The organism is Pseudomonas sp. NCCP-436 (assembly GCF_019656335.1).
Classification (GTDB): Bacteria; Pseudomonadota; Gammaproteobacteria; order Pseudomonadales; family Pseudomonadaceae; genus Aquipseudomonas.
In genome coordinates this window covers 89,625-108,816 of record NZ_BPLZ01000011.1, presented here as the reverse complement: position 1 = coordinate 108,816, position 19,192 = coordinate 89,625, and the positions used below count along the sequence as shown (strand labels likewise).

18 protein-coding genes are annotated in these 19,192 nt (G+C 58.5%); 5 read left to right on the top strand and 13 right to left on the bottom strand.

All coding sequences use genetic code 11. The annotated features are described in order from the left end of the window. Positions 1-62 precede the first annotated feature (62 nt). Positions 63-2,462: a DNA translocase FtsK gene (gene ftsK, locus NCCP436_RS12710; protein WP_220804370.1), complete on the bottom strand. Its 2,400-nt coding sequence runs from the start codon at positions 2,460-2,462 to the stop codon at positions 63-65. A gap of 214 nt (positions 2,463-2,676) precedes the next feature. On the opposite strand from ftsK, the gene trxB reads away from it, so the two are divergent. The 4 genes from trxB (at position 2,677) to infA (ending at position 5,465) form a co-directional block, all read left to right on the top strand. Continuing rightward, a complete protein-coding gene (trxB, locus tag NCCP436_RS12705; RefSeq protein ID WP_220804369.1) occupies positions 2,677-3,627 on the top strand; it encodes a thioredoxin-disulfide reductase in 951 nt (316 codons plus the stop codon). Between the two features lie 53 nt (positions 3,628-3,680). Further along, on the top strand, positions 3,681-4,361 hold the full coding sequence (gene aat / locus NCCP436_RS12700; RefSeq protein WP_220804368.1) for a leucyl/phenylalanyl-tRNA--protein transferase: 681 nt from the start codon (positions 3,681-3,683) through the stop codon (positions 4,359-4,361). Between the two features lie 53 nt (positions 4,362-4,414). Then, positions 4,415-5,122 carry an arginyltransferase gene (locus tag NCCP436_RS12695; RefSeq protein WP_220804367.1) on the top strand — a complete coding sequence of 236 codons (708 nt, stop codon included), beginning with the start codon at positions 4,415-4,417 and terminating at the stop codon, positions 5,120-5,122. Positions 5,123-5,246: 124 nt separating this feature from the next. After that, positions 5,247-5,465, top strand: coding sequence for a translation initiation factor IF-1 (gene infA, locus NCCP436_RS12690; RefSeq protein WP_002553999.1), 219 nt, complete (start codon positions 5,247-5,249; stop codon positions 5,463-5,465). Between the two features lie 93 nt (positions 5,466-5,558). On the opposite strand, the gene clpA is transcribed toward infA, so the two are convergent. Together clpA and clpS are read right to left on the bottom strand one after the other, a co-directional pair. After that, complete coding sequence (clpA, locus tag NCCP436_RS12685; RefSeq protein ID WP_220804366.1) at positions 5,559-7,829, bottom strand: ATP-dependent Clp protease ATP-binding subunit ClpA; 2,271 nt, start codon at positions 7,827-7,829, stop codon at positions 5,559-5,561. Between the two features lie 29 nt (positions 7,830-7,858). Beyond that, positions 7,859-8,221: an ATP-dependent Clp protease adapter ClpS gene (gene clpS, locus NCCP436_RS12680; RefSeq protein WP_220804365.1), complete on the bottom strand. Its 363-nt coding sequence runs from the start codon at positions 8,219-8,221 to the stop codon at positions 7,859-7,861. Between the two features lie 228 nt (positions 8,222-8,449). Here clpS and cspD point away from each other — a divergent pair, with 228 nt between their 5' ends. Beyond that, on the top strand, positions 8,450-8,725 hold the full coding sequence (gene cspD, locus NCCP436_RS12675) for a cold shock domain-containing protein CspD (protein WP_220804364.1): 276 nt from the start codon (positions 8,450-8,452) through the stop codon (positions 8,723-8,725). Between the two features lie 189 nt (positions 8,726-8,914). Here the strand turns inward: cspD and efp are convergent, their stop codons facing one another. The 10 genes from efp to ppsA all read right to left on the bottom strand — a co-directional run bounded on the left by efp (position 8,915) and on the right by ppsA (position 19,044). Next, positions 8,915-9,490: an elongation factor P gene (gene efp, locus NCCP436_RS12670; RefSeq protein ID WP_220804363.1), complete on the bottom strand. Its 576-nt coding sequence runs from the start codon at positions 9,488-9,490 to the stop codon at positions 8,915-8,917. Positions 9,491-9,532: 42 nt separating this feature from the next. After that, on the bottom strand, positions 9,533-10,666 hold the full coding sequence (earP, locus tag NCCP436_RS12665) for an elongation factor P maturation arginine rhamnosyltransferase EarP (protein WP_259651490.1): 1,134 nt from the start codon (positions 10,664-10,666) through the stop codon (positions 9,533-9,535). A 280-nt stretch (positions 10,667-10,946) separates the two neighbouring features. Beyond that, entirely contained in the window at positions 10,947-11,927 is a 981-nt protein-coding gene (locus tag NCCP436_RS12660; protein WP_220804361.1) for an OmpA family protein, read from the bottom strand. Between the two features lie 108 nt (positions 11,928-12,035). Beyond that, entirely contained in the window at positions 12,036-12,626 is a 591-nt protein-coding gene (sigX, locus tag NCCP436_RS12655; protein ID WP_220804360.1) for an RNA polymerase sigma factor SigX, read from the bottom strand. Positions 12,627-12,708: 82 nt separating this feature from the next. Next, entirely contained in the window at positions 12,709-13,533 is an 825-nt protein-coding gene (locus NCCP436_RS12650) for a mechanosensitive ion channel domain-containing protein (RefSeq protein WP_220804359.1), read from the bottom strand. 1 nt (position 13,534) lies between these two features. Next, positions 13,535-13,777 (bottom strand): CrfX protein, encoded by a 243-nt coding sequence (locus NCCP436_RS12645; protein WP_220804358.1) that lies wholly within the window; start codon positions 13,775-13,777, stop codon positions 13,535-13,537. Between the two features lie 48 nt (positions 13,778-13,825). Continuing rightward, positions 13,826-14,818 carry a zinc transporter ZntB gene (locus NCCP436_RS12640; protein ID WP_220804357.1) on the bottom strand — a complete coding sequence of 331 codons (993 nt, stop codon included), beginning with the start codon at positions 14,816-14,818 and terminating at the stop codon, positions 13,826-13,828. 4 nt (positions 14,819-14,822) lie between these two features. Beyond that, positions 14,823-15,311: a ribonuclease E activity regulator RraA gene (gene rraA / locus NCCP436_RS12635; protein ID WP_220804356.1), complete on the bottom strand. Its 489-nt coding sequence runs from the start codon at positions 15,309-15,311 to the stop codon at positions 14,823-14,825. A gap of 175 nt (positions 15,312-15,486) precedes the next feature. Then, entirely contained in the window at positions 15,487-16,476 is a 990-nt protein-coding gene (locus NCCP436_RS12630; protein ID WP_220804355.1) for an alpha/beta fold hydrolase, read from the bottom strand. A gap of 198 nt (positions 16,477-16,674) precedes the next feature. Then, complete coding sequence (gene ppsA, locus NCCP436_RS12625) at positions 16,675-19,044, bottom strand: phosphoenolpyruvate synthase (RefSeq protein WP_220804354.1); 2,370 nt, start codon at positions 19,042-19,044, stop codon at positions 16,675-16,677. Positions 19,045-19,192: the final 148 nt, after the last annotated feature.

Sequence of the window (19,192 nt, the reverse complement as noted above, 5' to 3'; positions counted from 1 at the left end):
CGGCGGCCGTCTGGCCGTCATGAATAGCTTTGACCACAAAAGCCCGACCTTGTCCGGCACGCTCAGTCCCGCGCCGGTCCGGGTGCGAGCACCTCGCGCGAGCCATTGGTGTTCATCGAACTGACCACGCCAGCCATTTCCATCGCTTCGATCATGCGCGCGGCACGGTTGTAGCCGATCTTCAGCTTGCGCTGCACGGCGGAAATGGACGCCCGGCGACTTTCCAGAACGAAGGCCACCGCCTCGTCGTAGAGCGGATCTTCCTCACTGCCCTCACCGCCTTCGCCACCCGAGCCCTCGAAGCTACCGCCACCGCCTTCTTCGACACCCGCGAGGATGTCCTCGATGTAGTCCGGCGCACCACGCTGCTTCCAGGCCTCCACTACACGATGCACTTCGTCATCGGAAACGAAAGCGCCATGGACGCGGATTGGCAGCCCTGTTCCTGGAGGAAGGTAGAGCATGTCACCGTGCCCCAGCAACTGCTCGGCACCTCCCTGGTCGAGAATGGTGCGAGAGTCGATCTTGCTCGATACCTGGAACGCCATACGGGTCGGGATGTTGGCCTTGATCAGACCGGTAATCACGTCCACCGAGGGGCGCTGGGTGGCAAGGATCAGATGGATACCGGCAGCCCGGGCCTTCTGCGCGATACGGGCGATCAGCTCTTCGACCTTCTTGCCGACGATCATCATCATGTCGGCAAATTCGTCGACTATCACCACGATGGTCGGCAACGGCTTGAGTAGCGGCGGCTCGTCATCCATGGACTCGCGCTTGTACAGCGGGTCGCTCAATGGAGTGCCGGCCTCGATGGCATCCTTCACCTTGCGGTTGAAACCGGCAAGGTTGCGCACCCCCATGGCTGCCATCAGCTTGTAGCGGCGCTCCATCTCGGCGACGGACCAGCGCAGTGCATTGGCGGCTTCCTTCATGTCGGTAACCACCGGGCAAAGCAGGTGCGGAATGCCCTCATAGATGGACAATTCCAGCATCTTCGGGTCGATCATGATCATCCTCGCCTCTTCCGGCGTGGACTTGAACAGAATCGACAGGATCATGGCGTTGACCCCTACCGACTTACCCGAACCGGTGGTACCGGCCACCAGCAGGTGAGGCATCTTGGCCAGGTCCGCGATCACCGGCCGGCCGCCGATATCGTGCCCAAGGGCCAGGGTGACCGGCGACCTGGCCTCATCGTACTCACTGGACGAAAGTACTTCGGAGAAGCGTACTATCTGCCGGTCCTCGTTGGGCACCTCGATGCCTACCGTGGTCTTACCCGGAATTACCTCCACTACACGCACGCTGACCATGGCCATCGAGCGCGCCAGATCCTTGGCCAGGTTGGAAATACGGCTGACCTTGACACCGGGTGCTGGCTGAATTTCAAAACGTGTGATCACCGGACCGGGATGTACAGACTCCACGACCACTTCGACGCCAAACTCCTTGAGTTTGATCTCCAACAGCCGGGACATGGCCTCAAGAGACTCGGGCGAAAACTGCTTCTGCTTCTTTTCAGCCACATCGAGCAGAGAGATTGGCGGCAGACTGCCTTCAATGGCAGTGTCGACGAACAATGGCGCCTGCTTTTCCTTGAGCACGCGCTTGCTGGGCTCGGCAGCCTTGGGAGGCGGTGGAGGTGCGATGACCGGCGCCGGGCGATTCTCCCGCTCGCTCATGTGTTTACTGAGGGACTCCTCGCGCTCAAGCAGACGCTCCTTGACTTTGGCCTGCTCACGGCGATCCGCGACCACGGGAGCGGCCACTTCGATCACACGCTCATCAAGCTCACGCAACTGGGCAGCCATTTGCCTGCGCTCGACCCGCGCATTCCACCAGTTGGTGATAAGACTCTGAATCAGCTCAACCAGATCAAGGGTGATCTTGCCGGTGAGATCCATCACGCGGAACCACGAAAGATCAGTGAACACCGTCAGGCCGAAAAGAAACAGCGCCAGAAACAGCAACGTGCTGCCCTGCACATTCAGCGCATGAATCGCCAGTTCGCCTAGGCCGGCACCCAGCATGCCGCCACCGGAGTCCTGCATGCCAGCCGCCGGAGCGAAATGAATGTCGCTCAGCGCGGCGCCGGAAAGAATCAGAAAGATCAGGCCGATGCTATGCCAGGAAAACAGCCAGCCGTTCCACTGCCAGGGCTGGTTACGGGTACGGAACACCTGCCAGGTCTTGACGCCCAGCAGCAGCGGGAAGATATAGGCAAAGTAGCCCAGCGCACCGAACAGCGCACTGGACAGCCAGGCGCCGATGCTGCCGCCGGCATTGAGTACCCGGTCGACACGCACACTGTTGTCCCAAGCCGGATCCGCGACGTTGTAAGTCAACAGGGCCATCAGCAGATACAGGCACAGTGCACCCAGGGCGATCAACGCACCTTCTTTAAGTCGGTACTGAAGCTTCTGACGCCAGTCAGGCGTCTGGGCGGTGGAATTTTTCAAAACAGCCGTTTCCTGCGCCTAGGGCGCATCCATCCAAAGGTTAACTGCAGCGTGCGGGCATTGTAGGGGGTGCAGGCGACTTCTTGCCAGTTCGCAACTGCCGCATGGTTCCCGCACGCCCCTTGCTTCGGTGTAGCATAGCTGCCAGCAGCTTCCGTGCGCTTCAATTGGAGCACGCATTCTCTTTTGTGACAAAGGCTTATGAGGTTTTTTTATGAGTGAAGTCAAGCATTCGCGCCTGATCATCCTGGGCTCCGGCCCCGCCGGATACAGCGCCGCCGTCTATGCGGCCCGAGCCAATCTCAAGCCTGTGGTCATTACCGGAATCCAGCCAGGCGGCCAACTCACTACCACCACCGAAGTGGACAACTGGCCCGGCGATGTTGAGGGACTGACCGGCCCGGCGCTGATGGAACGCATGCAGAAGCACGCTGAACGCTTTGACACCGAGATCATCTACGACCACATTCACACTGCAGAGTTGCAGACTCGCCCGTTCGTCCTCAAGGGCGACAGCGGCACCTACAGCTGCGACGCACTGATTATTGCCACCGGCGCCAGTGCCCAGTATCTCGGCCTGCCTTCTGAAGAAGCCTTTTCCGGCAAGGGCGTCTCGGCCTGCGCCACCTGCGACGGTTTCTTCTATCGCAATCAGGTAGTGGCTGTAATCGGTGGAGGTAATACTGCCGTAGAAGAGGCTCTATACCTTTCCAACATTGCCAAGGAAGTGCATCTGGTTCATCGCCGCGACAAACTGCGCGCCGAGAAAATCCTGCAGGACAAGCTCTTCGACAAGGTGGCCAACGGCAATATGCGCCTGCACTGGAACCATACGCTGGACGAAGTGCTGGGCGACCAGAGCGGTGTCACCGGTGTCCGCCTGCGCAGCACCGAAGATGGCTCAACCAAGGAGTTGGCGCTGGCCGGAGTATTTATCGCCATCGGCCACAAACCCAACACCGAGCTGTTCGTCGGGCAGTTGGACATGCATGACGGCTATCTGAAAGTCAAAGGCGGCGGCGACGGCAATGCCACCGCTACCAATATCGAGGGGGTATTCGCTGCCGGCGACGTGGCTGACCACATCTACCGCCAGGCCATCACCTCGGCCGGCGCGGGCTGCATGGCTGCACTGGACGCTGAAAAATACCTCGACGGCCAGTGATCTGAACAGGCGGGCCTTGAGCCCGCCCCTCCCCTTCTACGCAGGAACCGTCCATGCTGACCTGGCTGTCACGCGACGCTACCGACTTCCCGCCACTACACCAAGCTCTGCGCCAGCCCGAAGGGCTGCTTGCCGCCGGTGGTGACCTCAGTCCCGCAAGACTGATCCAGGCCTATCGCCACGGCTGTTTCCCCTGGTTCGAGGATGGCCAGCCAATTCTCTGGTGGTCGCCAGATCCACGCACCGTACTATTCCCGGATGAACTGCACGTCTCTCGCAGCCTGCGCAAATTCCTTAAACAGCAGCGCTTTCGCGTTACCTTCGACCAGGATTTTCCGGCGGTGATTGCCGCCTGTGCAGCACCGCGCACATACGCACCGGGCACCTGGATCACAGATACGATGCAGAACGCCTATTTGGAGCTACATCGGCGCGGGATTGCCCACTCTGTTGAAGTCTGGGACAACAGCGAACTGGTTGGCGGTCTCTACGGCCTGGCCATGGGGCAACTGTTTTTTGGCGAATCCATGTTCTGTCGTCGCGACAACGCCTCCAAGGTAGGCTTCGTCACCCTGGTGGAGAAACTTCAGGCCTGGAGATTTGTGCTCATTGATTGCCAGATGCCCACTCGCCATCTGCATAGTTTCGGGGCTCGCCCGATTCCCCGCGACACATTCGCCAACTACCTGCGCAATCATCTGGATAGCCCGAGCAGCGCCAACTGGGCCGCCTAGTCGAGCGAGCAAGGCTGGCTTACACTCACATCAGGCTTCCCAGAGAGAGTGACATGACTGAACTGGCCCGCCTGAAGTTCTACGCCACCCAGCCACATCCATGCAGCTATCTGCCGGAGGAACAGGCGACCACCCTGTTTCTGGATCCCAGCCAGCCCATGGACGTTAGAGTGTATGCCGAGCTTTCTGAAATGGGCTTTCGCCGCAGTGGAGAGCATCTTTACCGGCCTCACTGCCAGCAATGTTCGGCCTGTATTCCCGCACGGATCCCGGCTCGCGACTTCCAGCCGAATCGCCAGCAGCGGCGTATCCTCAAACGCAACGAAGATCTGCAGGTTCAAGCCGTTCGACCGGTATTTTCCGAAGAGTACTACGCACTCTATGCACGCTACATCGAGCGCCGCCATGCCGATGGAGACATGTACCCGCCAAGCCGGGAGCAGTTCTCCACCTTTCTCGTGCGCGAACTGCCTTTCTCACTTTTCTACGAATTCCGCCTGGCTGGCCGACTTCTGGCTCTGGCCGTCACCGACGTACTACCCAATGGCCTGTCAGCCATTTATACCTTCTATGATCCGGACGAGGAGCGGCGCAGCCTGGGGCGTTTTGCGATTCTTTGGCAAATTGGCGAAACTACACGGCGGAATCTGGATGCCGTCTATCTCGGCTACTGGATCAAGAGCTGTCGCAAGATGAACTACAAGACCCAATACCGCCCAATCGAGCTGTTCGTCAACCAGCACTGGACACTGCTTACCTAGCCAGCCATTGCCCCAAGTCTCCAAGACTCTTGGCGCAGCCCACTGTTTTCGGGCACAATGCACGCCGCTTTTGCCTGGAGCCAGTTGCACCAGGCCATTTCCTGGACACCGAGGGCTTTACTGCATGTCGAAAGAAGACAGCTTCGAAATGGAAGGTACTGTCGTCGACACCCTGCCCAACACCATGTTCCGCGTGGAGTTGGAAAATGGGCACGTCGTTACCGCGCACATCTCCGGAAAGATGCGCAAGAACTACATCCGCATTCTCACTGGTGACAAGGTTCGCGTCGAGCTGACGCCTTACGACCTGAGCAAAGGCCGTATTACCTACCGCGCCCGCTGATCAACGCACCAGACGAAAACGCCCGGCCATGCCGGGCGTTTTCGTTGCTGGGGTCACTTGTAATGGTGTATCGGCCCTCTTGTGGAGGCCGGCTCAGGCCATCTCGGCGGCAGTCTCGAACTCAAAGCTGGGCTCACCATCCTTGATGTCGACGTGCACTACGCCGCCATGCTCGGCCAACTCGCCAAAGAGAATTTCCTCAGCCAGGGGACGCTTGATCTTATCCTGAATCAGGCGCGCCATCGGTCGCGCGCCCATGGCTACATCGTAACCATGTTCGGCCAGCCAGCCCCGAGCCGCATCACTAACCTCCAGTGTGACACGCTTGTCTTCCAGCTGAGCCTGAAGCTCCGTGAGAAACTTGTCGACGATGCTCTTGATCGTCTCATGGCTGAGCCTGCCGAACTGGATGATGGTGTCGAGACGGTTACGGAACTCGGGCGTGAAGCTCTTCTTGATCACCTCCATAGCATCACTTGAGTGATCCTGCGGGGTGAAGCCGATGGAAGCTCGCGCCGCGGTCTCTGCCCCGGCGTTGGTGGTCATGATCAGGATAACGTTGCGGAAATCTGCCTTGCGCCCGTTGTTGTCGGTCAGGGTGCCGTGATCCATCACCTGCAGCAGCAGGTTGAAGACTTCCGGATGAGCCTTCTCGATCTCGTCGAGCAGCAGAACGCAATGCGGCTGCTTGGTAATCGCCTCTGTGAGCAGCCCCCCCTGGTCAAAACCGACATAACCGGGTGGCGCGCCAATCAGGCGCGACACGGTATGGCGCTCCATGTACTCGGACATATCGAAACGCACCAGCTCCACTCCCAGAGCCTTGGCCAACTGCCTTGCCGCCTCGGTCTTGCCCACCCCGGTAGGCCCGGCAAAAAGGAACGAACCAACCGGCTTGTCTGGCGCCTTCAACCCCGCACGCGACAACTTGATCGCCGTAGACAGCGAGTCGATCGCTGCATCCTGACCGAACACAGTGAGCTTGAGATCACGCTCCAGGTTGCGCAGCAGCTCCTTGTCTGAGCTGGACACATGCTTGGGCGGGATCCGTGCGATCTTGGCCACGATGTCCTCGACCTGAGCGACATCAATGAGTGTCACGCGCTTGTCCTCTGGCTGCAAACGCTGGTAGGCGCCTGCTTCGTCAATCACGTCGATGGCCTTGTCAGGCATGTGACGATCATTGATGTAACGAGCAGCCAGCTCCGCCGCCGCACGCAGCGCCTCGTCGCTGTAGGTGATCTGATGGTGCTGCTCGAAGCGTGTTTTGAGCCCTTTGAGGATGCCATAGGTATCATCCACCGATGGCTCGACCACATCGACCTTCTGGAAACGTCTCGCTAGTGCACGATCCTTCTCGAAGATGCCGCGGAACTCCTGAAAAGTGGTGGAACCAATGCAGCGGATCTCGCCCGAGGAAAGCAGCGGCTTGAGCAGGTTGGAGGCATCCATCACCCCGCCTGATGCGGCACCGGCACCAATGATGGTATGGATCTCGTCGATAAACAGAATGGCCTGCGGGCGCTTACGCAACTCATTGAGCAATGCTTTGAAACGCTTCTCGAAATCGCCCCGGTACTTGGTTCCGGCCAGCAGAGCACCAAGATCCAAAGAATAAACCACACTGTCAGCCAGCAGATCCGGCACCTGCTCGTCGACGATGCGCTTTGCCAGTCCCTCGGCGATGGCGGTCTTGCCTACTCCGGCCTCACCGACCAGCAGAGGATTATTTTTGCGCCGCCGGGCAAGGATCTGCGCTACTCGTTCGACCTCATGCTCACGTCCCACCAACGGGTCAATGCGGCCAAGCCTAGCCATTTCGTTAAGGTTACTGGCATAGGCATCAAGCGGATTGCTTGAGGTGGCGGACTCACCGCCCTCCTCGTCCTGCAACTCCCGCTCATGCTCACTCTGCTCGTTATGGCCCGGCACTTTAGAAATACCGTGAGCGATGAAGTTGACCACATCGATACGAGCCACACTCTGTTGCTTAAGGAGGAATACGGCCTGGCTTTCCTGCTCACTGAAGATTGCCACCAGTACATTGGCGCCCGTGACTTCACGCTTGCCGGAGCTCTGGACGTGGAACACGGCGCGCTGCAACACACGCTGGAAGCCCAAGGTCGGCTGGGTCTCACGATCCTCGTCATGCTGGGGAATCAACGGAGTGGTGGAATCGATGAACTCCTGCAGGTCATGACGCAGCTTGTCGAGACTGGCCCCACAGGCACGCAGAACGCTGGCAGCTGCCTCGTTGTCCAGCAGGGCCAGCAACAGATGTTCAACCGTCATGAACTCATGACGCTTGGCACGAGCCTCCTTGAAAGCCAGATTGAGGGTGACTTCGAGCTCTCGATTCAACATAGCTTCACCTCATACCCAAGTGGCCGGCGTTAACCGTCCTTCTCTATTTCACAGAGTAGCGGATGCTGGCATTCACGTGCGTATTGGTTGACCTGCATAGCTTTGGTCTCAGCAATATCGCGCGGGTAGAGGCCGCAAACCGCACGCCCTTCCGTATGGACGGTCAGCATGATCCTGGTCGCCAACTCCCGGTTCATGCCGAAGAACATCTCAAGCACTTCGACCACGAAGTCCATCGGCGTGTAGTCATCATTGAGTAAGACCACCTTGTATAGCGGTGGTGCCTGTAATGCCGGCTTGGATTCCTGAACGGCTACGCCGGTAGCGCCATCCTCATGCCCTGCAGGATGATTCTGATTGAATGTTAGTTGAGTCTGGTCAATTGCATGCATGCTGAAATCAGAGGCTCAGAGCCGGACGAACCGGAATGCTAGGGAGTTTGACTGAATTCTCAGCCATCCGCCGTATAGCCTTGACTATCGGCAAAAGGGTGTTACAAACAGTGAATACCCGCCAGCGGGTATCGAGGTTTCGTGCGGCAGCCCTGGCTCGCCAGTCTCCGCGCGGAGTCGAAGTGGATGATACTCCAGAGATGGGGTTCTTTGCAGAGGGATATCAGCATGCTCAGCGGTAAGGTCAAGTGGTTCAACAACGCCAAGGGCTATGGATTCATCCTGGCCGACGGCCGAGATGAGGACCTATTCGCCCACTATTCGGCCATCCAGATGGACGGCTACAAGACCCTTAAAGCAGGCCAGCAGGTTTGCTTCGAGATCGTGCAAGGCCCCAAGGGACTGCATGCCGTCAATATCACCACTGCGCTGGCCGGACAAGATCTAGCAGCTGGAGCCTCCCAGGCTCGACAGCAGGACACTGCCATTCCCGTTCAGGCCTGACCGGCCTTTTGCTTCACTCAAGACACTCCGAGCTCCGGAGTGTCTTTGTCATGTCCGTAATACACGAGAAGCAGGCCCGGCAGCTTGGATAGCAGCTGAAAACAAAAGCCCGGCGTCAGAATCTGATGCCGGGCTTTCTGCTGGATCCTATAGCTCCCTGCCGACTTGCAGCAGGAATACGGTTAAGGATCAGGCCTGTGGGGCCTGGGTACGACCTTTGTAGGAGCCGTCACGGGTGTCGATTTCGATCCAGTCGTCGATTTCAACGAACTCGGCGACCTTGATCTCGGTACCGTTACGCAGCTTGGCCGGCTTCATGACCTTGCCAGAGGTGTCACCGCGAACGGCAGTCTCGGTATAGACGACTTGACGCACGATAGTGGTCGGCAGGTCGACGGAGATCACCTTCCCTTCGAAGAACACCGCCTCGCACACATCTGTCATGCCTTCTTCGATAAACGGCAGAACGCTTTCCAGATCTTCGGCACGCAGTTCGTAGGAGTTGTATTCGGTATCCATGAACACATAGTCCTCACCATTGATATAGGAGAGGGTCACTTCCTTGCGCTCGAGAATCACCGGTTCCATCTTGTCGTCTGCCTTGTAGACGGTCTCGGTTTTAGAGCCGTTGAGCAGATTCTTCAGCTTCATCTTGACGATGGCGCTGTTACGGCCGGACTTGGTGAACTCGGCCTTCTGGATCAGCCACGGCTGGCCGTCAATCAGGGCCACGCTGTTGACTCTCATTTCTTGTGCAGTTTTCATGCGAATATCCGAAATATGCGGGAGGTACGAAATATAGGTCGGCTATGATAGCCAATTTCGGTAAAACTGTTCCAGCGCTGCTGCCAGATCCTGTCGCGCAGCCTGCCCTGCACACCAGCTCTCGGCATGCTGCGCCAACACCGGCCACACCTCCAGTAACGCCGGCCAAGCCTGCTCCATGCCGTGACCAGCATTCCAAGCGCGCCACGTCCGAGCAAGTCTGAGAGCTGATTCGAGCTCCAAACCTCGGCTGTAAAGCCCTATAAACGCCTCCAGCTTCTCCCAATGCGCATTCTCGTCCTGCGGATAGATATGCCACAGCAACGGACGACCAGCCCATTGGGCGCGAATAAAGGAGTCCTCACCGCGCACCGCATTAAAGTCACAACACCATAGCAGCCGATCGTAGTCCTGCTGCGACACGAACGGCAGCACATGAATCAGCAGCGAGCCACGGCGATGCTGCTCGCCAATCTTCAGCTCATCACAACCAAGCCAGCCCTGCAGATCGCCGCTTACCCTACCCTGCGGCACCAGTAGCTGGATCGGCCGGGGACCTTCAGCCAGAGCGTCCAGCCAGCCAGACAGGCCCGGATTTTCGTAAGCAAACAGCGAAATCAGCATGCCCCCCCTTTCGCGCACAACCCCCAGATTTCGAAGAAATTCCTTCTGTGCCGATTCGTCCAACTGAAAGGCCTGACGCTCAGTCAGCAGCCCGCGCTCACGCAACAACCCACCGGTTCCTTCGGTAAAGCCGGGAAAGAAGAAAAACTTCTGCAGCCCACCCGCTTGAAGCGAGGGAAGGCCGTGGCAACCAGCGACCCAGTCCTCAGCACTAAGATATTCGAGATTCAGCCACAGACGTGCAGTACCATCATGCGCCATGGCCGCCGTATAGATCTCGGGCAGTTGGCAAGCAAATGCCTCGATGACCACCTCAGCAGCCTCTACCGCAGGAAAGGGTTCGCACCAGCGTCGCAACTCGACACCGTCCAGATACTGACTCTCGACGACAGGATCTGCCTGCGGGCACAACCGGAAAAAGGCCTGTGGCTCATCCACCCAAAGACGCACGGTATGTCCATGCTCGGCAGCCAACTGGCGAGCCAAGCGCCAGGTCACACCGATATCACCGTAGTTATCTATAACGCTGCAAAAAATGTCCCATCTGGCCAACGCTTGCCCCCCCTCTCGAACCGCGCAGCATTCTACCTGCCGAGTCCTCCAGCAGAGCTGGCGAGACAAGTTCATTTGCAGTATCGCTCGACTGAACCGACATACCCAGGCGCAAGACAACGACCTGCCCGTGGCGCCTCACAACCGGAGAGGGTCACCATACAGGGGCTGACACGGTACCGACACAACACCACCGGCGCACACCGGCACGAATGCCAGCCTGAACGACAAAAAAAGAACCCGGCCTAGGCCGGGTTCTTTTCTTGCAACACCAGAAGCATTACTGCTTGATCTGGGCTTCTACTTCAGCCTCAACACGGCGGTTGATGGCACGGCCAGCGTCGGTGGCGTTGTCAGCTACCGGACGGGTTTCGCCATAACCAACAGCATTCACGCGGCTGGCGTCCACACCGTACTGGTTGACCAGCACGTTGCGTACGGCGTTGGCACGACGCTCGGACAGACCTTGGTTGTAAGCGTCAGAGCCGACGGAGTCGGTGTGACCTTCAACGGTGGTGGTGGTCTGCGGGTACTGGTTCATGAAGTCAGCCAGGTTCTTGATGTCGCCGTAGCTTTCTTCTTTTACACGGTCTTTGTCGAAATCGAACTTGACGTCCAGCTCGACGCGAACGGTTTCCAGAGCTGGCTCCGGAGCAGGCTCAGGGATCGGTTCCGGAGCAGCGGCAACGACCGGAGCCGGAGCCGGCTTGCTGCCACCACCGAAGTTCAGACCCACACCAACGCCAGCCTGCCACTCGGTGTCGCGCTGATCGATGTTGTACAGAGCTTCAACACCGGCACGAGCATAGAACATTTCGGTGAAGTAGTACTTGGCACCGGCACCGGCAATAGCCAGGGTGGAGTGGTCACGGCCGCCGCTGTTGGCGTCACCAATGCTCTGATGACCGAAGCCGGCAGAAACGTACGGACGCAGGCCCACACCCGGCTGACCGAAGTGGTAGATGGCCTTCAGGTCGGTCAGGTTACCCTTGATGTTTTTGCTGCCTTGCGAACCTTCGCCGCGCAGGTCGTGGTATTCGCCATAGGACAGAGCCAACTCGACGTCGTCGGTCAGGTAGTAACCGATGCTGCCGCCGAACAGGTTGCCTTCGTTGTGCGCATAGTCACGCTGAACGTCGGTGAAGTAGCGGTTGACGAAACCCTCCACCTCGACAGCGCCTTGGCCTTGTGCCAGTGCGCCGAAGGAAGTTGCGGCAACAAGGGAGCCAATAACAACGCCCAAGGTGTTTTTTACTTTCATCCTTTAAATCCCCATCTTGATGGTTAATAAGTCGCCGGTTCTTCGGCTCGGCAACTTGTCGGCGATTTTATCAGGGTTCGCCACTCCCTTAGTGGTCAGAAAGCTGAACTAAGTTTCGGAAGAATCCGAAAATTTATCCCGCAATCTATCCAATGCTCGCTTGTAGCGCATTTTGGTGGCGCTCAAGCCCATGTGCATGATGTCGGCAATTTCCTGGAATTCGAGCTCTGCGACAAAACGCAGCACCAGGATCTCACGATCAATAGGGTTGACATGCACAAGCCACCGATCCAGACCACCTCGCTCCTCGACCTTTGGGGTCTTTTCGTCGGAAGCTTCTTCCAGCGGATCCAAACTCAGGGCATCGATCAGGCGACGCTTGCGTCGTTCCTTTCGGTACTGGGTAATGCATTCGTTGTAGGTGATGCTATATAGCCAGGTCTTGAACTTTGACTTGCCCTCAAAGTTCTTCAAACCATAGAGAACCTTGAGCATTACTTCCTGACAGACATCGTCAGCATCCCTTTCGTTCCCCAGATAACGCGCACAGACATTAAATAGCGTTCGCTGGTAGCGCCTCATCAGCTCTTCGTAAGCACGCGTAATATGAAACAGCTCATCATGGGCGCGCAGCACCAGCTCCTCATCGGTGAGCTCGCGGGGGTCATAACGCGTAGGCAGAGGCTGAGCTTTGTTCAAAACGGGTTGGGCCGACAGTCAGGACGAAAAGCGCCCGACAGATCATGCCTGTCGGGCAGCGGCATAAAATAACAGATTGGCGTCAGCGACTGTTCACCCGTTGCTCAAGCATGACCCGATTGGCCACCGAGACCAGCTCGCCGTCCTCGCTCAGCAGAACGGTTTTGACCGTGCCGATCTCTTCGATTTGCCCTTCGACATCACCGACGCGGACATGTTGCCCGACCTGATAAAGCTCCCGCACATAGATACCCGCCAGGATTTGACTGGCGATCTCGCGACTACCCAATCCAAGTGCCAGGGCAACTGCCAAGCCAACAGAAATCAGCACGATGGCAATGACGTTGTTGAGCAGATCCGTCTTGACTTCAAGCTGGCCGATAGCCACGGAAATACTGATGATGATGACCAAGCCCTGGGCAACACGGCCCAAGCCAGTGGCATAGTCCAGTCCCACTCCCTCGGCAGCGCCGCGCACCAGGCTGCTGACCAGTTGCGCCAGCAGCACGCCAGCCAGCAGCACCAAGGCTGCTCCGAATACCTTAGGCAGATACAGCGCCAACACATCGAGCGTCGCCGATACACGCTGCAAGCCAAGCGATTCGGCAGCCGAGACCAGAAAGATCAGCAGCACGAACCAGTAGACGATCTTGCCAATTAGAGTCGAGACCGAGGCGTGGATGCCGACACGAGCCAACAGCTTGGTCAGGCCGGTTCCCGTCATTAGCCGATCAAGTCCGACCTTGCTCAGCAGTTTTGACAATAGGGTGTCGAGCAGCTTGGCTACGACAAAACCAAGCAGAACCAGAATCAGGGCTACGAATAAATTTGGGATAAAGCCGGCCACCTTGGTCCACAAGGCGGTCATGGCGGAAATCAGGCTTTGAGTCCAGGGATCGAGTTCCATTTCATTCAGCCTTATCAGAAACGGGGGTGTGGGTACGACGTGAAACCGGAGCAACATGAGCCGAGCCGTTGTTCAGGGCGATCATCAGCGCACTGCCCCAGCGGCCGACGAGACTGAACAGATCACCAGCCCCCACCTGCCGGTTGGCTGTCTTGAGCACCCGATGCAGGCTGGCGTCATCGTCATAATGGCCAGGCGACGACCTCAACAGGTCGCGTAGGGACTCTTCGAATGGATCGTGCATGCGTACCTCACGGGATGTCATGGCTAGACGTAGCAAACGATGCCGAAGTCACACTTCAAACCAACGCCAACGCCAGAAAAAAAGCAGTTGCCCCAGCGCCAGCAGCCCCATCAGCCCACAGGCAATGTAAAAGCCCAGCGGACTTTCAGCCCCGGGAATGCCTCCAAGGTTGACCCCCAGCAGGCCAGTAATGAACGTCAGTGGCAAGAACAGACCGGAAATCACAGTGAAGCGGTACATGATGCGGTTCATCCGTTCCGCCAATCGCTGTCGCTCAGCCTCTAGCACCAGACTGATCCTCTCGCGGATCATTTCCAGTTCTTCCAGATAACGGGTCAGGCGATTGTCCAGCTCATTCCAGTACCCCACGTCTTCCGCAGCAAACCAGGGCTGGCCACTTCGAGCCAGTTGAGCATAGAGATCACGCTGCGGCGCCAGAAAACGGCGCAGGCTGGCGGCCCGCCGACGAACCTGAAGCATCAGCCCGTGATCAGCCTTGCCACGCTCGTCAGCCTCAAGGCGATCCTCTTCCTGATCCAGCTGTTCGCCCAGCTCAGCAATCAGATCACCAACCCGCTCGGTCAGGCGATTGGCCAGATCCAGCAGCAGTTCAGCGGCGTTTTTCGGCCCCCTCCCGGCCTGCAGATCGGCAATCAGGGCCTCGGTCGCCAGCAGCGGTCGCAGACGCAGGGAAATCACTCGCTGCGCATCAGCAAAGATGCGCAGCGAGACCATGTCCTCCGGATCCGCACCCGGATTGAGGTTGATACCGCGCAAAAACAGCAGCAGACGGTTGCCAGGCAATGGCAGCAGACGCGGCCGGGTATTGTCCTCCAGCAGCAGATCGCAACTGAACTCATCCAACCCGCTGCGCTCGCGCAGCCAATGCCGGGCTGAGGCTCCGCTGCGATCCCAGTGCAACCACAGACTTTCGCGCTCGGCAAGCCGGAGCTGCTCCAGCTCGCCACTAGCGATGCTGCGCGCCCCGCCCTGTCCATCCAGAACGAATGCATGCAACAGAGCGGCATCCTGCTCGAACACGACGTTATTCCGGCATCTGCAGCGCTTGCGGCGAGACAATAATGCCGTTGTTATCGGCATACAGGTACTCACCCGGGCGGAAGGTCACGCCGCCGAAGGTTACCGGCACGTTGAGATCACCGATGCCGCGCTTGTCGGTCTTCATCGGGTGGCTGCCCAGCGCCTGAACACCCAGATCGGTCTGGGCAATCACATCCACGTCACGGATGCAGCCGTACACCACAATGCCTTCCCAACCGTTCTTCGCCGCCTTCTCGGCCAGCATATCGCCCAGCAGCGCACGGCGCAGAGAGCCACCGCCGTCTACCACCAGCACCCTGCCCTGACCAGGCTGATCAACCTGCTCCTTCACCAGCGAGTTGTCCTCGTGACACTTGACGGTGACAATTTGGCCGCCAAAGGAATCGCGGCCGCCATAGTTGGCAAACATGGGCTCAACAACCTGAACCAGGTCTGGATAGGCATCACACAGATCCGGGGTGATGTAATGCATGACGAAACTCCTTTCGGCTTTAGGGTTGAAAGTAGCTATCAGAGCAGAAGAACCTGGTTGCCCGGTATTGCACCAAGGCACAGATTGTGGACAGTGTTCCGCCCCAGGGAATCAGAAGTGACCAGGCATGGGAGAAGCGTCACATACTACCGCCATGTCATACCCGAATAAACGTCTATGAGGCAGTCTGCCGCACGGGGTCTGCAAAGCCCTCGGGTATCCGCAGATGTCGAAGCCAGTATTCGACCAACGGCCATACCTCACGCTGGGCTTCCTTGCTGACCAGCATCTCGATATGGCCAAAGTCGCAGCTAAAGCCATTAGCCTTGCCCAGCAGCAGGAAATGCGCAGGCGCTTCCACGCACTGCTGCATCAACTTTCGGCAGGCCCAGGCCGGATCATCCGGATCATTCTCGGCGGCAACCACCAACAGCGGCGTGCGGATACGTCTGAGTCCCGCCCACCAGTTCTCATCGCGACTCCCGAAGCGACCAAACAAACCCAGCCAGCGCAGCGTTTCCAGAGCGACGCCAATCGGTTCGTCTTCCGGCCCCCGTCGTAACCGACGCCCCGACAAGTAGGGGAAGGCGTGCAGCAGCGCCCGCAAAAGCCACTCCACAGGCGGCAGTTTCAACGGCCAGCGCGCATGACTGACCTGGGCACCAAACAGCACTGCCGAACGCCCCCGTGTTTCGTCCAGATAGCCACCGCCCAGCGCTGCCGCCAATACCACGCCCCCCAGAGAATGCCCCAGCCAATGGGCCGCCTGACCACTCTGCTCGAGGATGAAATCGGCTATCGCGGGAAGATCGTAGCGCACGTACTGCGCCACAGTGTTTTGCCGATACTGTTCGTTGCGCGGAGACAAACCATGACCGCGCATTTCTGCAATCCAGACGTCAAAGCCGGCACGCGCCAGGTAAGCCCCCAGACCGATACCTCGAGGCGAATACCAGAAACGACGGTTGGAGAAGCTGCCATGCAACAGCACCAGAGGCACTCCTCGCTGCCGATCCTGTACCGCCAGGCCAAGCCGGGTCAGTGCCAGTTCAACGCTTGGATCCGGACTGTTGTTCGGCTTCAGACGATAGACATCTTCGCTGAGATCGCCGCGCAACTCGGCACTTATCAGCGATACGGGAAACAGCTTGCTACTGCTTTGCATGAATCGGGCGACCGCAATGACACTGACAAGAGGAAAGCGATGTTCACCAGCAGGCTGCGGCGAAACCGGTGGCTACGCACCAAGGCGACGCCGTCAGATCCGGCATTTCCACACAAAGAAGAGCCGGCGTGCAGGTGAACACCCCTCCTGCGGACGAGGCAGTGGGTAGCGCCGCCTCAAGGCGGCGCCGGGATAGACTCAGTTCTGCCCTTCAGCCAGGAAGAACCAGGTATCCAGAACCGAGTCCGGGTTCAGGGACACACTGTCGATGCCCTGCTCCATCAGCCACTTGGCCAGATCCGGATGATCCGAAGGGCCCTGACCGCAGATACCAATGTACTTGCCGGCCTTATTGCAGGCCGCGATGGCATTGGCCAGCAGCTTCTTGACGGCCGGGTTACGTTCATCGAACAGATGGGCAACGATGCCGGAGTCACGATCCAGGCCAAGAGTCAACTGGGTCAGGTCGTTAGAGCCGATGGAGAAACCATCGAAGAACTCAAGGAACTCCTCGGCCAGCAGCGCGTTGGACGGCAGCTCGCACATCATGATGACCTTCAGGCCATTTTGACCGCGAACCAGGCCATTGCTGGCCAGCAGCTCGACCACCTGCGACGCCTCGCCCAGGGTACGCACGAAAGGCACCATGATCTCGACGTTGGTCAGCCCCATCTCGCCCCGCACTTTCTTCAGTGCACGGCACTCCAGCTCGAAGCAGTCGCGGAACGATTCACTGATGTAGCGCGAAGCACCACGGAAGCCCAGCATCGGGTTCTCTTCTTCCGGCTCGTAGAGCTTGCCGCCGATCAGGTTGGCGTATTCGTTGGACTTGAAGTCCGACAGGCGCACGATGACCTTCTTCGGCCAGAACGCAGCGGCCAGAGTACTGATACCCTCGACCAGCTTCTCGACGTAGAAGTCAACTGGGTCGCCATAGCCGGCAATGCGTTTCTCGACACTGTCCTTGATCTCTGGCGGCAGGCTGGCGAAGTTCAGCAGCGCCTTCGGGTGCACGCCGATCATGCGGTTGATGATGAACTCCAGACGAGCCAGCCCCACACCTTCATTGGGCAACTGGGCGAAATCGAAGGCGCGATCCGGGTTGCCGACGTTCATCATGATTTTGAACGGCAATTCGGGCATGGCATCGACCGAGTTCTTGCGAACGTCGAAGCCCAGCTCACCTTCGAAGATGAAACCGGTGTCGCCTTCGGCGCAAGAAACGGTGACTCCCTGGCCGTCCTTCAGCACACTGGTGGCGTTACCGCAGCCAACCACCGCAGGAATGCCCAGCTCACGGGCGATGATCGCAGCGTGGCAGGTGCGGCCACCGCGGTTGGTGACGATGGCGCTGGCGCGCTTCATCACCGGCTCCCAGTCCGGGTCGGTCATATCGGAGACCAGCACGTCGCCCGGCTGCACCTTGTCCATCTCGGATACGTCATGAATTACGCGCACCTTGCCGGCACCGATGCGCTGACCGATGGCACGCCCCTCGACCAGGACGGTACCCTTCTCTTTCAGCAGATAGCGCTCCATGACGGTGGCACTGGAACGGCTCTTCACTGTTTCCGGACGGGCCTGAACGATATACAGCTTGCCGTCGTCACCATCTTTGGCCCACTCGATATCCATCGGACGACCGTAGTGTTTCTCGATGATCAGCGCCTGCCTGGCCAGTTCGCTGACTTCTTCATCGGTAATGCAGAAACGTGCGCGCTCGGCGCGGTCGACCTCCACGGTCTTGACCGAACGACCAGCCTTGGCCTCCTCGCCGTAGACCATCTTGATCGCCTTGCTGCCCAGATTGCGGCGCAGGATCGCCGGGCGACCGGCTTCCAGGGTCGGTTTGTGCACGTAGAACTCGTCCGGGTTCACTGCGCCCTGTACCACGGTCTCGCCAAGACCGTAGGCGCCAGTGATAAACACTACATCACGGAAGCCGGATTCGGTGTCCAGGGTGAACATCACGCCGGCAGTGCCGGATTCCGAACGAACCATGCGCTGCACGCCGGCGGACAGGGCGACCAGTTTGTGATCGAAGCCCTGATGCACGCGATAGGCAATGGCACGGTCATTGAACAGGGAAGCGAACACTTCCTTGGTGGCACGGATTACGTTGTCCACACCGCGAATATTGAGGAAGGTTTCCTGCTGACCTGCGAAGGAGGCGTCGGGCAGGTCTTCAGCAGTAGCGGAGGAGCGCACGGCAACAGCCATGGTATCGTTACCGGCACTCATTACGGCGAAGGCATCGCGAATCTGCCTGTCCAGTTCGGCCGGGAAATCGGCCTCCATTACCCACTGACGGATCTGCGCGCCGGTCTTGGCCAGGGCATTGACGTCATCGACGTCGAGTGCGTCTAGCGCCTCGTGAATTCGTGCATTCAGGCCACTCTGCTCAAGGAAATCGCGATAGGCCTGGGCGGTAGTGGCAAAACCGCCTGGAACCGATACACCAGCACCCGCCAGGTTGCTGATCATCTCGCCGAGGGATGCGTTTTTGCCCCCCACATGCTCTACATCGTGGACGCCGAGCTTATCGAGGGAAACTACGTACTCTACCAAGGTGATCTCTCCACTAGCGGTGTTGGAAAAGCTCAGGGGGTCGGATTTTCTAGCGAAGAATTTCGCAAGATTGTCGCCGTGCCCTTGAATAAGTAACAATGCCGAACCCCATCGGCCCGACAAAACGCGGCCTATGATAGCCAAGAAT

What these genes read in the sequence shown, in the direction of transcription:
- clpS (WP_220804365.1), bottom strand. Translation starts at nt 8,221, where the DNA reads ATGCATGCAATTGACCAGACTCAACTAACATTCAATCAGAATCATCCT.
- NCCP436_RS12645 (WP_220804358.1), bottom strand. Translation starts at nt 13,777, where the DNA reads ATGCACGATCCATTCGAAGAGTCCCTACGCGACCTGTTGAGGTCGTCG.
- NCCP436_RS12630 (WP_220804355.1), bottom strand. Translation starts at nt 16,476, where the DNA reads ATGCAAAGCAGTAGCAAGCTGTTTCCCGTATCGCTGATAAGTGCCGAG.
- cspD (WP_220804364.1), top strand. Translation starts at nt 8,450, where the DNA reads ATGCTCAGCGGTAAGGTCAAGTGGTTCAACAACGCCAAGGGCTATGGA.
- rraA (WP_220804356.1), bottom strand. Translation starts at nt 15,311, where the DNA reads ATGCATTACATCACCCCGGATCTGTGTGATGCCTATCCAGACCTGGTT.
- NCCP436_RS12695 (WP_220804367.1), top strand. Translation starts at nt 4,415, where the DNA reads ATGACTGAACTGGCCCGCCTGAAGTTCTACGCCACCCAGCCACATCCA.
- infA (WP_002553999.1), top strand. Translation starts at nt 5,247, where the DNA reads ATGTCGAAAGAAGACAGCTTCGAAATGGAAGGTACTGTCGTCGACACC.
- efp (WP_220804363.1), bottom strand. Translation starts at nt 9,490, where the DNA reads ATGAAAACTGCACAAGAAATGAGAGTCAACAGCGTGGCCCTGATTGAC.
- NCCP436_RS12650 (WP_220804359.1), bottom strand. Translation starts at nt 13,533, where the DNA reads ATGGAACTCGATCCCTGGACTCAAAGCCTGATTTCCGCCATGACCGCC.
- clpA (WP_220804366.1), bottom strand. Translation starts at nt 7,829, where the DNA reads ATGTTGAATCGAGAGCTCGAAGTCACCCTCAATCTGGCTTTCAAGGAG.
- NCCP436_RS12660 (WP_220804361.1), bottom strand. Translation starts at nt 11,927, where the DNA reads ATGAAAGTAAAAAACACCTTGGGCGTTGTTATTGGCTCCCTTGTTGCC.
- trxB (WP_220804369.1), top strand. Translation starts at nt 2,677, where the DNA reads ATGAGTGAAGTCAAGCATTCGCGCCTGATCATCCTGGGCTCCGGCCCC.
- aat (WP_220804368.1), top strand. Translation starts at nt 3,681, where the DNA reads ATGCTGACCTGGCTGTCACGCGACGCTACCGACTTCCCGCCACTACAC.